This is a genomic window from Streptomyces sp. NPDC127097 (assembly GCF_042724075.1).
Taxonomy (GTDB): Bacteria; Actinomycetota; Actinomycetes; order Streptomycetales; family Streptomycetaceae; genus Streptomyces.
Map to the genome: position 1 here is coordinate 269,961 of NZ_JBHXFI010000002.1, position 14,943 is coordinate 284,903.

Annotated in this window: 9 protein-coding genes; 4 read left to right on the forward strand and 5 right to left on the reverse strand. The window is 68.8% G+C overall.

All coding sequences use genetic code 11. The annotated features are described in order from the left end of the window. Positions 1-59: 59 nt before the first annotated feature. A complete protein-coding gene (locus tag ACFWJW_RS03150) occupies positions 60-2,675 on the reverse strand; it encodes a heavy metal translocating P-type ATPase (protein ID WP_387234077.1) in 2,616 nt (871 codons plus the stop codon). Between the two features lie 413 nt (positions 2,676-3,088). On the opposite strand from ACFWJW_RS03150, the gene ACFWJW_RS03155 reads away from it, so the two are divergent. Together ACFWJW_RS03155 and ACFWJW_RS03160 are read left to right on the forward strand one after the other, a co-directional pair. Continuing rightward, positions 3,089-3,466: an SHOCT domain-containing protein gene (locus ACFWJW_RS03155; protein WP_387234079.1), complete on the forward strand. Its 378-nt coding sequence runs from the start codon at positions 3,089-3,091 to the stop codon at positions 3,464-3,466. Between the two features lie 640 nt (positions 3,467-4,106). After that, complete coding sequence (locus ACFWJW_RS03160; RefSeq protein WP_387234082.1) at positions 4,107-4,631, forward strand: Hsp20/alpha crystallin family protein; 525 nt, start codon at positions 4,107-4,109, stop codon at positions 4,629-4,631. A gap of 142 nt (positions 4,632-4,773) precedes the next feature. Here the strand turns inward: ACFWJW_RS03160 and ACFWJW_RS03165 are convergent, their stop codons facing one another. The 4 genes from ACFWJW_RS03165 to ACFWJW_RS03180 all read right to left on the reverse strand — a co-directional run bounded on the left by ACFWJW_RS03165 (position 4,774) and on the right by ACFWJW_RS03180 (position 11,067). Further along, the gene (locus ACFWJW_RS03165; protein ID WP_387234085.1) at positions 4,774-6,201 is read right to left on the reverse strand and encodes an ATP-binding protein; all 1,428 of its coding nucleotides are present in this window, start codon (positions 6,199-6,201) and stop codon (positions 4,774-4,776) included. A 383-nt stretch (positions 6,202-6,584) separates the two neighbouring features. Then, positions 6,585-7,352, reverse strand: coding sequence for an STAS/SEC14 domain-containing protein (locus tag ACFWJW_RS03170; RefSeq protein ID WP_387234088.1), 768 nt, complete (start codon positions 7,350-7,352; stop codon positions 6,585-6,587). Between the two features lie 133 nt (positions 7,353-7,485). Further along, positions 7,486-10,155, reverse strand: a complete 2,670-nt coding sequence (gene ppdK, locus ACFWJW_RS03175) for a pyruvate, phosphate dikinase (RefSeq protein ID WP_387234090.1) — start codon at positions 10,153-10,155, stop codon at positions 7,486-7,488. 30 nt (positions 10,156-10,185) lie between these two features. Beyond that, positions 10,186-11,067: a universal stress protein gene (locus ACFWJW_RS03180; RefSeq protein WP_387234093.1), complete on the reverse strand. Its 882-nt coding sequence runs from the start codon at positions 11,065-11,067 to the stop codon at positions 10,186-10,188. Positions 11,068-11,339: 272 nt separating this feature from the next. Here ACFWJW_RS03180 and ACFWJW_RS03185 point away from each other — a divergent pair, with 272 nt between their 5' ends. Both ACFWJW_RS03185 and ACFWJW_RS03190 read left to right on the forward strand, forming a co-directional pair. Next, a complete protein-coding gene (locus ACFWJW_RS03185) occupies positions 11,340-12,035 on the forward strand; it encodes a CBS domain-containing protein (protein WP_387234095.1) in 696 nt (231 codons plus the stop codon). A 143-nt stretch (positions 12,036-12,178) separates the two neighbouring features. Beyond that, complete coding sequence (locus ACFWJW_RS03190; RefSeq protein ID WP_387234097.1) at positions 12,179-14,893, forward strand: GNAT family N-acetyltransferase; 2,715 nt, start codon at positions 12,179-12,181, stop codon at positions 14,891-14,893. The last annotated feature ends 50 nt before the right edge of the window (positions 14,894-14,943 follow it).

Genomic DNA, 14,943 nt, shown 5'->3' on the forward strand with positions numbered 1-14,943 from the left:
TGCGGATTGCTTGCGTGAAGCGCGCCGATCGAGCGGCGGTGTGATGTCGGGGACCGTGGTCACCGCTCTTCATCTTCTTCGCGGAAGCCGCGCAGCGTTGACCCTTGGTGCTCGTGCTTGGCAGTGGTTTCGGCATCGGGCTGATGGGTCCGAAGGCCAGGTCCTGTGGTGCTCGGCAGGGGTGTGCTGTGCCAGCGTCGGAGGCGGGAGGAGTTGGCGACCACGGAGAGCGAGGACAGGGCCATGGCGGCTGCGGCGAGGACGGGGCTGAGGCGGATGCCCCATGGCGGGTAGAGGGCGCCGGCGGCGACGGGGATGCCGACGGCGTTGTAGATCAGGGCGAAGAACAGGTTCTGGCGGATGTTGCGCATGGTGGCGCGGGAGAGCTGGATGGCGGTGACGACGCCCCCCAGGGAGCCGGAGATGAGGGTGATGTCGGCGGCTTCGATGGCCACGTCGGTGCCGGTGCCGATGGCCAGACCGACGTCGGCGGCAGCCAGCGCTGGTGCGTCGTTGATGCCGTCGCCGACCATGCCCACGGTGCGCCCCTCCCGTTGCAGGCGGTGGATCTCATCGGCCTTGTCCTCGGGCAGTACCTCGGCCAGGACGCGGTCCACGCCGACCTGACGGGCGATGGTCTCGGCGGTGCGGGCGCTGTCGCCGGTGATGATGACGACCTCCAGGCCGAGCCGTTGCAGCGCGGCGATGGCGGTGGCGGAGTCGCCCTTGACGGTGTCAGCGATGGCGAGCACCCCGGCCGGACGGCCGTCGACGGCTGTGAGTACCGGGGTCTTGCCCTGGGCCGAGAAGTCGGCCGCGATGAGGGCCAGTTCGGTGGTGTCGAGCCCGGCCCCGGCCAGGAGGAGTGCGGTGCCGACGTGGACCGTTCGGCCCCCGACGGTGGCCTGTGCCCCTTTGCCGGTGACGGAAGTGAAGCCGCTTGCCGTGGGCAGCGTCAGGCCGTGGTCGTGGGCGGCGGTGACGATGGCTGCGGCGAGGGGATGTTCGCTCAGTTCCTCGACGGCTGCCACCAGCGTCAGTACGTCCTCCTCGTCGAACCCGCCGACTGTGCGTACGTCGTTGAGGACGGGTTTGCCTTCGGTGACGGTGCCGGTCTTGTCGAGGACGATGGTGTCCATCTTATGGGCGGTTTCCAGGGCTTCGGCGGAGCGGATGAGGATGCCGGCCTGGGCGCCCTTGCCGGTGCCGACCATGACCGACAGCGGGGTGGCCAGGCCGAGCGCGCAGGGGCAGGCGATGATCAGTACGGCCACGGCGGAGACGAGCGCGAGGGTGAGGGCCGGTGCTGGGCCGATGGTGAACCAGAGGGCGAAAGTGCCTACGGCGATGGCGATCACCGCCGGCACGAAGTAGGCGGAGACGGCGTCGGCGAGCCGCTGGATCGGGGCCTTGGAAGCCTGCGCCTGTTGCACGAGGCGAATGATCTGGGCGAGCATGGTGTCCGCGCCGACCTTGCTCGCGCGCACCGTCAGGGATCCGGTGCCGTTGACCGTGGCGCCGATCACGGTGTCCCCGGCGCGTTTGGTGACAGGCATCGGCTCGCCGGTGACCATGGACTCGTCCACCGGCGAGGTACCCGAGGAGACTTGGGCGTCGACCGGAACTTTCTCGCCGGGGCGGATCAGAAGCATGTCTCCCACGATGACGTCCTCAACCGGGATCTCGGTCGGGTTGCCGTCGCGGATCACCCGGGCGGTGCGGGCCTGCAGGCCCAGCAGGGCGCGGATGGCTTCGCCGGTGCCCGCCTTTGCGCGGGCCTCCAGCAGCCGGCCGAGCAGGATCAGGGTGAGGATGACGCCGACGGCTTCGAAGTACACCTCGCGCACCTCGCTGGGCAGCAGGCCGGGGGCGAGGGTGACGAGCAGACTGTAGCCGTAGGCAGCCGTGGTGCCGAGGGCGATGAGGCTGTTCATGTCGGCGCCGCGATGGCGCAGAGTCAGCCAGCCGGTGGAGTGGATCGGCCAGCCGGTGTAGAGCATCACCGGGGTGATCAAGGACAGCTGCAGCCAGTGGTTCAGCAGCCACCCCGGCACCCAGTCGGCGCCGAACAGCTCATGTGCCATCACCCCGAAGAGGACAGGGAGGGTGAGGACCGCACCCACGGATACGCGATGGGTCAAGTCCGCTGTCTCCGCATGGCGTTCGGCTGCCTCAGCCGCCTCCTCAGCCGCCGCATCGCCTCCCTGTGAGGGCGCTGCGGCCGCCGTAGCGGAGGACGGCGGGCCGGGGACCGTGTCCTGGCCGACGGCAGAGGCCGGTTCCTCGGTGCCGGTGCTGCCGTCGGCCTCCACCAGCAGGGTGCCGTGGATCATGTTCATCCCGCAGGCGAAGCCGAAGGCCCCGGCCCGGTCGGGGCTGACTCGTACGGTGGTCCGCGCGAACGCGGGCAGCCCCGCGCTGACCCGCAGGTCCGGGAAGATGACGCGGGAGGTGCACTCCCCGCTCTCCTGCCGGTCGAAGACCAGCTCGACGGGTACGCCCTGGCGTACGCGGATCACGTCCGGGCGGTAACCGCCCCGTACGGTCACCTCGACACGCTGCACCCCGCCCTCCAGCCGGGCGGTCCGGGCCCGGCGCGGGCCGAAGAAGAACCAGCCCAGCCCTGCGAGCACTACGCTCGCGGCGACAATCACAACGACATCGATGACATCCATGGCGGACGCCCTCTCGTGTCCTCTCCGTGGGGATACCCCCAGCCTGTGCCCCGAGTCTGTATGCCGCTACCCCGGTGGGGCCGGGGCTGAACGGCCCGGGGCACGGGCCCTCCGGCCCTGCCCTTCCGGGTGAGGAAAGGGGAGCGTGGCAGTGATGCTGAGAGAGGCCCCGTCATGACGAAGAAGGGCCATTGTGGCCTGCATGCGCTCGCGGCCGCGGCCACCGCCGTGCTGCGTCGCCGGCGCCCGGCGGAGCCTGAGGCCGTGCGGTACCCGCCGCCGGAAACGGATTGGCGAGGACCGATGACTGCCTCCGTGATCCGCAGTCAGAGATCAACGCGCCCCAGCCGATCGGCTTGCAGGCCGTTCGCCCTGAGGTGTGAGAGCCACCTGACCTTCACATGGTGGCTGGAGTGGGTGCCCAGCGGTTCCCGTCGTGGGGCCGATGGGCCCTGCTCATCGTCGCGTCCACGGGCGGACACTGGAATGAGGGTGAGAACTCGCCGGTGAAGGTGGTGAGGGCGATGATGTACTGGGATGGTGGCGGCTGGGCCTGGATGGCCTTTATGCCCCTGGTGTGGATCGTGCTGATCGGTCTGGTGGTCTGGGTGGTCATCCGGCTGGCGCACGGGTCCTCCGGCACAGGCACCGGCACCGGCGCACGCGAGGGCGAGCGGCGGGAATCCCCGCAGGAGATCTTGGATCGCCGTTTCGCCTTGGGAGAGATCGACACAGACACCTACTCGCAGGCGAAGAAGCGGCTCGCCGAGCATCAGCCGGGGTCGCGGTGAGCGTGCGGCTGCTCGCTTCGCCCTTGCACCAGGGCCCCGCACGGGAGCCCCCACGTTGGATGCCCACACGCTCACAGTCTTCTGCCTGCCCGCGAGGGAAGTTTGGCGGGCAGGCAGCGCTCGGCCTGTCGGGGTCGCGCCCTCCGCGTGCCCTGACAAGCGGTGCCTCACCGTCAATGCGGGCGCCTCTGGCCTTTCCCAATCCGCCCCGCAGCCTGCTTTGAAGCAGTTCACCGGACTCGCATCAACAGCCTCCTTTGACCGGCACCGCGCGCTCTCGTGGCGCCGATGAGTTTCCAAGTGATCGGTCCAACAGCTGGTGTGGCGCGGCCTTCCGTACGAGGTGTCACGCGCCGCGCCCGAGGGCTCTCGCCGGAGCCTTGCCGGGGCTCCTTGAGGGGCACGCCAGGCCAGCGGGTCGCGACTCATCAGTTTCAGACGAATACCGTCTGTTATTGATGGCTCGACGCTATGGCTCTGACCTTGAGGCTGTTAAGTGGGGAATGATCAAGTTTCTGGCCAGCGAGTTCCCGGTGCAGGTGGCCAGAAACCCACGCTCGGACTGCACCGATCCGGATGCGGAGGGGACAGTTTCGCGAGCGCCGGGGCCAGGTAGCCGAGCGTCGTCCGCGAGCGCACCATGGAACGCATCTGGACCAGTCGATTCGCGGAGGTGACCGCGATGAACATGCCCGTTCGACACCGGCCCGGCAGCCTGCTGGAAAGCGCTGCGCCCTCCCTGGGCTGGGGTGGCCCCATCACCTCGGAGATCGATGAACTTTTCCAGCGGATGGGGCAACTGCTGGAGTCCGCCGGCGCGGCGCCCTCGCTGGGCGCAGGGATGCACTGGGCGCCACTGGCGGATATGCATGAGACGGATGACGCCTACATCATCGAGGCGGAGCTGCCCGGTGTGAAGCGTGACGACATCGACGTCGAGGTCAGCGGCCAGGGGCTGCACATCTCCGGCGAGTACAAGCAAAGCGAGCGCGAAGGCGTACTGCGCCGCACCACCCGCCGGACAGGCAGCTTCGAATATCGGGCCCTTCTGCCCGCCGACGTGCAAGCCGAGGAGGTCACGGCGAGCCTGGCCGACGGAGTCCTGACAGTGACAGTCCCCAAGACGCAGGCCACGAAGCCACGGCACATCGACATCACGACCTGAGACTGCCGACAACACGCCATGGGGGGGTGGGAGCCTTGCAGCACCCGCCCCCTACCCGGGGGCCGTCGGCGTGTGACCACGCGCCGAGGGGTCGGGCACTTCGTCGAATCCATCTGTGACTGCTTGACCGCGTGACGGTCGGTCACTCGCTGTGGTACAGCCTGGCGACATCGACCAGGAGAACCTCCCCCCTGGCTTCGGCCGCCCGCAGTTCCGGCCCGAACCCGATCCCGCTGTAACAAGCCGGCACGGCTCCGCTGACGTCCTCGCCGGAAGTGCCGAGGACGGACAGAGCATGGCGCAGCCGTTCCAGGTGGTGGATATCCATCGTCTCGTTCCAGCGGGTAAGACCGACCGAGAGCAAGACTCCGGGCCGTCCGTCGACGTTCCCTCGTACCGCCACGTCCACATCGAGACGAGTGTGCCCTGCGGCGCCGGAGGCAGCGCCGCGCGCGGCCGTTTCCGGTTCCCCTTCGAAGGTCTCGGAGCCGGCGTATGCGGTGGCCCAGTCCCGGCAGAGCTGGGCAAAGCATGGTGCGGCAACGGCGGAGTCGAACGTGGCGCGGGCGCTTTGCCACACGTTGGCGGCGTCGTCCTGCTCGATCGCGGCGCGGTGGGGCCAGGCGACGGCATGCTCGAATGCCAGCAGCGGCTCGGCAATGCGGTAGCGCGTCAGTGCGGGCCGGAACGCATCCGGCTCTGCGTGCAGCAGCCCACGCTTCTGCAGCACGGCCAGGACGTGGGACACGTCGGTCAGCTGGACTCCGATGCCGTCGGCGATCTCACCGGGAGTTGAGCGTCCTGCTGCGATCGCGACCAGCGCGGAGTGGGACAGCGCACGGTCCGCGTGATTCTCCTCCGCCAGCAGATTGCGTGCCTCCCAGAAGAGGGGGACACGGGGGTTGAGGACGGTTCTGCACACCCATGCGTCGAAGTCATGCGGGTCGGTAGGGGTGTCGTCACACACCAGGTCACCCCGATAGGCGGGGGTGCCGCCCACGACGGCGTACACCTGCACGGCAAGTCGCGGGGATCGGATGCCCCAGAACCGCGCCGCTTCGCGGAAGTCGAAGGGCCGCACCAGGAGCTCCAGCGAGGCGAGCCGGTGCAGGGACGACGGGCCGGAGAAGAGTCTCCGCATGAGGGAGGGGGTCCCGCCGCTGAGGATGAGACGGGCCCGATTGTGCCGACGCACCTGGTGCAGACGGCGGTAAGCACCGTGAATGACGGACGGCAGCGCCGGGCTTGAGCCCACAAGGTCGGGGAAGTTGTCGATGATCACAGGGGTCGGGTGCTGATCACCCAGTGCCAGCAGCGCGTCCACCGCATCCTCCCAGCGCTGCCAGCGCGGTGGATGTGCCGCCCGTGTATGTTCCCCGAAACGCTCGGCGAGGCGGTGCAGAGTTTCGGCTTCTGCCGCCGCATGCCCGTCGAAGTAGAAGCCGTCAGCGGCCCTGGCGACGGCTTCCAGCAGAAAAGTCTTGCCCTGCCGACGCTGTCCTGAGACCAGGCCGAGCGTGGCCCCAGGGCGTGGATCGCATGCGAAGTCAACCAGGTCGGCCCACTCCACCTCCCGATCAAACAGTCGCTCGGGCTTTGCCAGGTGGGCAGCGGCACCCGATGGTGACACGGACCGCTCCCCTCGTTCGGCGACCGACGGCGTCGTGGTCCCTCCATTACATCGCCGACGCCGCGACCACGCCCTGCCGATTGGTCCGTCCGGGTGCCCGTGAGCTGTCGTACGTCACCGGAGCAGGCCAGGCGATAAGGCTGGGCCGCCTCGGTTCGGGCCGTGGCTATGGGGCCCGTAACAAGATCAGCACTGCTCCGGCATCTGTTGCGGAGCCGGAGGTCACGATCGCCGCCCCGTCGCTCCAGCCGTTCGCTCCCCTGGAGTGGAAGACCTGCCGCCGACACCATGGCGACCGCCGTTTCGTCCTGCCGGCCGCCTCGTCACCCCATGTCGGTCGGGTGCTGATCGGGAGGGGCCGCCGACCACGCGACGGCGCCATCGAGTTCGTCGTAACCGAACCGTCGCACTTCGGCCTGGACGAAGTGGTTCGCAAGATGGGGTACCAGACCGGCAAGCTTGCTGTCGGCCGCCAGCGCTACCCTTCTGACCTTCCGGTGGTGGTCGCGGACGAAACGTACATGCCGGAGCAGACTGCCGACGTTCTCCCAGCCGGGAAACGCTCGCGCATGGACCACGACGCCGGCCAACTCATCATGTACTTCGAGCCAGCTGTCGACAGTCAGCGCCAGGGCTTCGAAGTCCTGTGCCCGCAAGGGCTGTTCGACCTCGGCCACAAGAACCTGGGTCTCCGGCAGGAGCCGGTGGGAAATTCCGGGTCCCTCAGGCAGCGAGCTCAACCAGCGGAGGGCCTCGTCACGCTCCTGGTTGCCGAAGACGCGTACGGGGCAGGGCATCAGAAAGCTCGTGAGCCGGGTCGACTCACGGATCCAACCGATGTCGCTGACGACCGCGCAGCCCTCGAACAGCCGCAGGGAGGACATCCCGATCTTGAGGTCCTCCCAGCCGGCCCCTGGGCTGAACGACCGGAACTCCGGACCGAACTCATACAGGAGCCGGATACGGCGACCTTCGCTGCGTGCCCCACTGACGAGAGGCCCGATCACCCTCTCGTAGTCGGTCTTCGACACGGTTCCGGCCGCCTTCACCGCATCGACTCCGGCCGGCGCATCCTTGAGTCTCTCCAGCATGTCGCCCTTCTTTCAGCGCCTTTGCGAGGTGCAGCCGAACCGACGCTCGGCGCACATCACGGCGCGCCCGGCTTCCTGTTTCTCCTGAGTTATCTCACGTCCAATTTGGGTGCAATTGGGCGTGAGTAGTGCATTAATGGCCATTGCTGGCTGAGGGTGCGGTCGTGGTGCGGTGCAAGTAGCGCGTGCGCCCCGCCTCCAGCCGGGCGATGGGTACGCGGTAAGGGGAGCAGGAGACGTAGTCCAGTCCCATCGAGTCGAAGAAGCGGATGGAATCGGGGTCGCCGCCGTGTTCGCCGCAGACACCAACGGGCAGGCCGGGGTGGGCGGCGCGGCCCTCGTCCAGTGTGAGGGCGATCAGACGGCCGACTCCGTCGATGTCGAGGGTCTCGAAGGGGGAGGCGTCGCAGATGCCTTGGGCGAGGTAGGCGGGGAGGAAGGAAGCCTCGGCGTCGTCGCGGGAGAGGCCCCAGGTGGTCTGGGTGAGGTCGTTGGTGCCGAGAGAGAAGAAGTCGGCTTGCCGGGCGATGGGGCCGGCTGTCAGGGCGGCCCGGGGAAGTTCGATCATGGTGCCGATGGGGCAGTGCACGTCGATGCCGGTGGCCGTGGAGACTTCGGAGAGTGTGGCGGTCACTTCGTCCCGTGCCCGGGAGAGTTCTCGCACCGTGCCGACGAGCGGGATCATTATCTCGGCGTGGGGCTCGCCACCGTTGCGTCGGCGCTGGGCGACGGCCTCGCCGATGGCTCGCGTCTGCATGGCGTAGAGGCCGGGAGTCACCAGTCCGAGGCGGACCCCGCGCAGTCCCAGCATGGGGTTGTGCTCGTCGAGGCGCGAGACGGCGTCGAGCAGGTGCACGTCATGTGGGTCGGGTGCTTCCCCGCTTGCTCGCAGGGTGGCGATGCGCTCGGTCAACTCGGTGCGGTCCGGGAGGAATTCGTGCAGCGGGGGGTCCAGCAGACGGATGGTGACAGGCAGTCCGTCCATGGCGGCCAGGATCGAGGTGAAGTCGTCGCGTTGCAGGGGCAGCAGGTCATTCAGCGCCTGCCGGCGGTCCGCGTCGGTCGGCGCCAGGATCATTGCCTCGATGAGGCGTCGGCGTTCGCCGAGGAACATGTGCTCGGTGCGGCAGAGGCCGATGCCGCTTGCCCCGAAGCGTCGGGCGCGGACGGCGTCTTCGGGTGTGTCGGCGTTCGCCCGGACCGCCAAGCGTCGCACATGGTCGGCCCGTTCCAGTGCATGGGCGACCGCAGCGCTCAGCGCGGTGGGTTCCTCGCCGTACTCGAAGTAGCGCATGACGTCGGACTCCACCATGGGAAGCTCGCCCAGGTGCACGGTGCCTGTGGAGCCGTCGACAGAGAGCACTGTGCCTTCTGCCACCCGGATGCCGTCAGTGGTGGTGAAGGCGCGTTCCGCCGGGTCGATGGCCAGCGTCTCGGTGCCACAGACGCAGACCCGGCCCATACCGCGTGCCACCACGGCCGCGTGGCTCGTCTTTCCGCCGCGGCCGGTGAGTACCGCGCATGCGGCGATCATGCCGGGCAGGTCGTCAGGGCTGGTCTCGCGGCGGATGAGGACGACGTTCTCCCCGAGATCCGCCCGGCGCACTGCCTCGGCCGAGTCGAAGACCGCGGCACCGACCGCCGCACCGGGGGACGCGGGAATCCCGACCGCGAGCGGCGGTTCGGCGTGAGTCGTCTCGAATCGCGGGAACATCAATTGGCTGAGCTGCTCGCCTGTCACCCGGCCCAGCACCTCATCCGGGGTGATCACGTCCGCGTCGATGAAGTGGGCGGCGATGCGGAAGGCGGCCTCCGCGGTGCGTTTGCCGATCCGGGTCTGGAGCATCCACAGTTTGCCGCGTTCGATGGTGAACTCGGTGTCGCACAGGTCGCGGTAGTGCTTCGTGAGTGCCAGCAGGCATTCCTGGAGTTGCTGGAACGACAGTGGGTCGATTCGCTCCAGCTCCTGCAGCGGTACGGTGTCGCGGACACCGGAGACGACGTCCTCACCCTGGGCGTTGGGCAGGTAATCGCCGTAGGCGCCCTCGCGTCCGGTGGCCGGGTCGTGGGTGAAGGCCACACCGGTGCCGGAATCGGGGCCGAGGTTGCCGTAGACCATGGTCTGGACGGTCACCGCTGTGCCCAGGTCTTCGGGGATGTGCTCACGGCGCCGGTAGACCTTCGCTCGCTCGCCGTTCCAGGAGCGGAAGACGGCATGTACGGCGCGTTGTAGTTGCCTGGCCGGGTCCTGTGGGAAGTCCTCGTTGGCCGCCGTCTTGATGATCTCCTTGAAGTGGTCGACGACGAGAGGGAGTTCGTGCGCCTCCGGGTGGCGTGCCAGTTCCGAGGCGAAGAGGTCCGGGCCCACATCCAGCACGGTGACGCCGTACATCTGCAGCAGACGACGGTAGGAGTCCCACGCGAAGTCGGCGTTGCCGGATGCCTCGGCCAAGGCGCGCACGGTCGTGTCGTTGAGCCCGACGTCAAGGATCGTCTCCATCATGCCCGGCATGGAGCGCTGAGCCCCCGACCGTACGGAGAGCAGCAGCGGGTTCTCAGGATCGCCCAGGCGGCGGCCCGTGGCCCGCTCCAGGGCGGCGAGGTGCTCGGTGAGTTCGCCGGTGAGCTGTTCGGGCTCGCTGCCGGTGGCCAGGAAGGCCCGGCATGCCTGGGTGGTGATGATGAACCCGGGGGGCACGGGCAGGCCCATGCGGGTCATCTCGGCAAGGTGGGCGCCCTTGTTTCCAAGGAGGTGGGCCATGCCCTGGCCGCCGTCGGTGAAGTCGTACACGTAGCGGATCATGAAAATGAACCTTCCTGGCCGGCGCCGAGGTCAGTCGTGGGGGACGACGGCCACCGGGGCCGGGCAGTGGTGCAGTACGGCATGAGCGATGGGGCCGATACGAGGCGGGACGGCCCGTGGAGAGCGGGTGCGCCGCCCGATGACGACGAGGTCGGCGTCGGTTCCGACGTCCAGCAGATGGTGCGCGGGGTGTCCGATGACGGCTTGCTCGGTGACGTCCACGGCCGGGTACTTCTCCCGCCACGGCTGTAGCACCATTCGCATGGTTTCCGTCTCGTCGGCTGCGATATGGGTTTCCCCGCTCGGGTCCACTCCGACGCCGGGGGCGCCGTAGAAGGCCGGAGGTTTCCCACCGCGTACCACCAGCAAGGGAGCGGCTCGTAGTGCCGCGGCGTCGAAGGCGAAGCGGAGCACCTCGTCGCAAGGCCGGCCGAGGTCGAGGCCGAGGACCACCGGTCGTGCTGAGACGGCCGCCGGATGCTCGTCCTCTTCTGCGGTCGGGGCGCGGACCAGGACGAGGGGCCGTTGGGTGTGCGCGGCAGTGGCCAGTGCGACCGAGCCGAGCAGGAAACCGGCGAGGCCGCCGATGCCCACGGTGCCGACCACCAGGAGTTCGGCTTCTTTGGCGGCTTCGCACAGAACTTTCGGGGGTGGCCCGATGAGCCGTTCTGCCGTGATGCCGAGGTCCGGGTAGCGGCGGTGCAGCCGGGCGCGTATCTCGCGTGGGACGCCCTCGGACCAGCGCCGGGCGTATTCGGGTCCTTCTGGCGGAGCGTGGGAATAGGGCTGCCACTCCCACGCATGGACGAGCCGCAGCGGTAGGTCCCTGAGCTGCGCCTCCCGAGCGCCCCAGTCAGCGGCGGCCAGGCCCGCAGACGATCCGTCCACACCGACAGTTACGGGGTACGTCATGGGGTGTCTCCGGGGGAGTGAGGGCATCGGTCCCTCTCCACGCTGCGCGGACCGCACGGCTGAGGGGAGGGGCCGCAGGGCCTCGTCACGGGCCGACCGGCCCATTGAGGGCGCGGATGGAGTGCGCGCTGGACGGTGTACTGCGCCGAACGGAACGTTGACGATCAGCAGACGAAGGGGCCGGCCGGCCCCTGCCCGGGGCGGACGGACACGCGCAAGCTGAAGATGTGTGGCAGCGGCCGCGCGACGGCATTCCGTACCGAGGAGGCGTCATGGAGCACACCCCGTGCACGGTCAGCGATGTGATGACTCAGACGGTGGTGGCTATCGGCCAGGAGGCGCGTTTCAAGGAGATCGTCCAGACGATGGAGCAGTGGAAAGTCAGCGCTCTGCCTGTACTTGTGGGGGAAGGCCGGGTGATTGGGGTGGTCTCCGAGGCCGATCTGCTGCCCAAGGAGGAATTCCGGGAGGCGAACCCCGACCGTATGGAACAGCTGCGGCAGCCGGAGGAGGTGCGCAAGGCCGACGCCCTGACGGCGGGGGAGCTGATGACCGCGCCTGCCCTGACGGTGCATGCCGGCGAAACCCTTGCTCAGGCGGCGCGGACCATGGCGTACAAGTCGGTGAAGCGGCTTCCCGTGGTCGACAGCGAGGGAATGCTGCAGGGCATCGTCAGTCGCTCGGACCTGCTGAAGGTCTTTCTCCGGTCCGACGAGGACCTTGCGGCGGAGGTACGCGCGGAGGTCGTGGACCGGCTGTTTCCCGATTCCGCAGAGGAGCTGTCGGTCAGCGTCACCGATGGGGTGGTCGCCCTCAGCGGCCGGACACGCAACATGTCGCTCATTCCCGTGGCGGCACGGCTGGTGCGGGCGGTCGAGGGCGTCGTGGATGTGACGTTCGACCTCAAAGGATTGGATTCCGAACGGACAGGGCCGTCGGTGGTGGGCCGCAATGTCGAGCATCTGTAGGGGCCGGGCCCACCAGGGATGAGGGACTCACGATGCACGGCTGGCATACAGAGGCGGGCAGAGGGCCGGTCGGTCGCTCGGCACGGCACCGGACGGCCCTCGGGCCGAAGGCGCACGACGACGGATCGTAAGGGGCAGAGGCCATGAGGAAGGGCATCGCCACGACGGACATCGTCTCCGGTGCACGAGAGATCTGCGCACTGCTGTCCGACGGAAGTACGGTTCGGCTCCGTCCGGCGCGCCCGGAGGATCGTGGACAGGTAGTCCGGCTTTACAGCGAGATGTCCGCGGACAATCTGCGCAGCCGTTTCTTCGCAGTGAGCCGCCGCTCCGGCGAGCAGGCCGCCGACCGGCTCTGCGCGCCTGCTGAAGCCGGCCACCGCACGCTGGTGGCGGTGCACGGCGACCGGCTCATCGGTGTCGCCGAGTACGAGATCGGTGACGACCCCGCCTCCGCCGAGATCGCCTTGGCGGTCGCCGACGACTTCCACCACCGAGGCGTCGGCACTCTGCTGCTGGAGCACCTCGCCCACATCGCACGCGAGAACGGCCTCTCCGCTTTCACGGCCGATGTGCTCGCCGACAACCACCTCATCCACAAGGTCTTCGCCGACCTCGGCCTGCGCGTCACACGTCAGTACGACGGACCCACGGTGCGCGGGGTCATCCGGCTCGAACCGGACGAACGCTACTTGGCAGCGGTGGACGACCGGGGCCGCACCGCCGACACCGCGAGCTTGCAGCCACTGCTGCGTCCCCGTTCCATCGCGGTGATCGGAGCCGGAACCCGATCAGGTTCGGTCGGCCGGGCCGTACTGCACAATCTGCGTGAGGCCCACTTCAACGGGCTGCTCTACGCAGTGAACCCGCGCGCGCACACCGTGCTGTGCGTCCCCGCCCATGCATCCGTCACAAATCTTCCTCACCCGCCCGACCTCGCCGTCATCGCGATACCGGCTGCCGCCGTCTGCGAAACAGTGGTCCAGTGCGGAAAGGCCGGAGTCAGAGCGCTGGTGGTCCTGTCATCGGGTCTGGACGAGAGCGCGACCGCGGAACTGACCGAGGCATGCCGCCACTGGGGCATGCGGATGGTCGGCCCCAACTGTCTGGGCATCGCCAACACGGAAGAGTCCGTTCGCATGGACGCGACCTTCGCGGTGACGAAGCCGTTGCCGGGTACCGCGGGGGTCGCCGTACAGTCCGGCGGAGTCGGCATCGCACTTCTCGACGGGCTCTCCCGCCTGGGTATCGGCATTTCCGCCTTCGTCTCGCTCGGCGACAAGCGCGATGTCAGCAGCAATGATCTTCTGCAGTGGTGGGAGGGCGACGGCAGGACCGAACTGGCGCTGCTGCACCTGGAGTCGTTCGGGAACCCTCGTGCTTTCTCCCGTACGGCGCGGCGTGTGGCCCGGAGTATGCCGGTGCTCACGGTCGATGCCGGACGGTCGGAAGCAGGCCGTCGTGCTGCCGCCTCGCACACGGCGGCAGCGGCAACCCCCACCATGACCCGCCGGGCACTGTTCGCCCAGGCCGGCATGACCGCCACTCGCACCCTTGGTGAGCTGCTGGACACTGCGGCCCTGCTGCACTCGCAGCCGCTGCCTGCGGGCGGGCGGGTCGCCGTGGTCTCGAACGCCGGTGGCGCCGGAGTGCTGGCCGCGGATGCCTGCGTGGACGCGGGACTGACCGTCTCCGAGTTGCCGCCGGACCTCAGGGGAGAGCTGCTTGCCCTGCTGCCGGCAGGCGCCAGCTCCGGAAATCCGGTCGATACCACACCGGCAGTGACCGCGCAGGAATTGAGCGACTGCGTGGACCGGCTTGCGCGCTCCGGAGCCGTGGATGCGGTCCTGGTGGCTCTGGTGCCGACCGCGTTGAACACGGCCGTTGGTGCTGACCTCGGCACTGCGGTGACCTCGGTGTCGAGGGGCCGTCCCGGTGTACCGCTTGTCGTGGCGCTGCTCAATCAGCCGGAGCGCGTCCGCTTGCTGCGCACGGAAGGTGGGCAGGCGGTGCCCTCCTATGGCGAACCGCAGTCGGCTGCCCAGGCCCTGTTCCACGCCGCTGAACGGGCACGCTGGCTGGCCAGGCCACTGGGCAGGAGTGTGGAGCCGGCCGGCATCGACGGGACAGGCGCACATGCCCTCGTGGACGTATTTCTCGCGCGGGATCCGGCCGGCGGCTGGCTGGATGCGCGAGAGACCGCACGGCTCCTCGACTGCTACGGCATACCCCGGCTGCCGCAGGCATGTGTCACCACTGAACGGGAGGCCGTCGAAGCCGCTGCACGCCTGGCGGGACCCGATGGCGCGGCCGTGCTCAAGGCGCAGGGGCCCGGTCTCCTTCACAAGAACGAGCGGGGCGCCATCCAACTCGAACTGCGCGGGGCGCCTCAAGTACGCGCCGCCTACCGTGATCTGACCCGCCGCCTCGGCACCGCCATGACCGAAGTTATGGTCCAGCCGATGGCTGCCCGTGGCGCGGAGCTGCTGGCCGGTGTCGTCCAGGACGAAGTGTTCGGAGCACTGCTCCTTTTCGGCCTCGGTGGGACCCTCAGCGAGCTGCTTGCCGACCACGCCGCGCGCCTTGCCCCTCTCACCGACATCGAGGTGCACGAACTCATCACCGCACCGCGGTGTGCGCCCCTGCTGTTCGGTTACCGGGGCAGCGGCCCGGCCGACGTCGCGGCGCTGGAGGACCTGCTGGCACGCATCTCCCGGATGGCGGACGACCTTCCCGAACTTGCCGAGGCGGAGTGCAATCCGGTTATCGCCGGTCCGGACGGCGTCACCGTCGTCGACGCCCGGGTCCGTCTGCTGCCGCGCCACGCGCGCGCCCCCTACCTGCGCCGGCTTCCGTGAGGCCGGGCACGAGCCGAGGGAAGGCAGGCGATGAAGCGTCGACAGGTGGG

What these genes read in the sequence shown, in the direction of transcription:
- ACFWJW_RS03185 (WP_387234095.1), top strand. Translation starts at nt 11,340, where the DNA reads ATGGAGCACACCCCGTGCACGGTCAGCGATGTGATGACTCAGACGGTG.
- ACFWJW_RS03150 (WP_387234077.1), bottom strand. Translation starts at nt 2,675, where the DNA reads ATGGATGTCATCGATGTCGTTGTGATTGTCGCCGCGAGCGTAGTGCTC.
- ACFWJW_RS03180 (WP_387234093.1), bottom strand. Translation starts at nt 11,067, where the DNA reads ATGACGTACCCCGTAACTGTCGGTGTGGACGGATCGTCTGCGGGCCTG.
- ACFWJW_RS03190 (WP_387234097.1), top strand. Translation starts at nt 12,179, where the DNA reads ATGAGGAAGGGCATCGCCACGACGGACATCGTCTCCGGTGCACGAGAG.
- ACFWJW_RS03170 (WP_387234088.1), bottom strand. Translation starts at nt 7,352, where the DNA reads ATGCTGGAGAGACTCAAGGATGCGCCGGCCGGAGTCGATGCGGTGAAG.
- ACFWJW_RS03160 (WP_387234082.1), top strand. Translation starts at nt 4,107, where the DNA reads ATGGAACGCATCTGGACCAGTCGATTCGCGGAGGTGACCGCGATGAAC.
- ppdK (WP_387234090.1), bottom strand. Translation starts at nt 10,155, where the DNA reads ATGATCCGCTACGTGTACGACTTCACCGACGGCGGCCAGGGCATGGCC.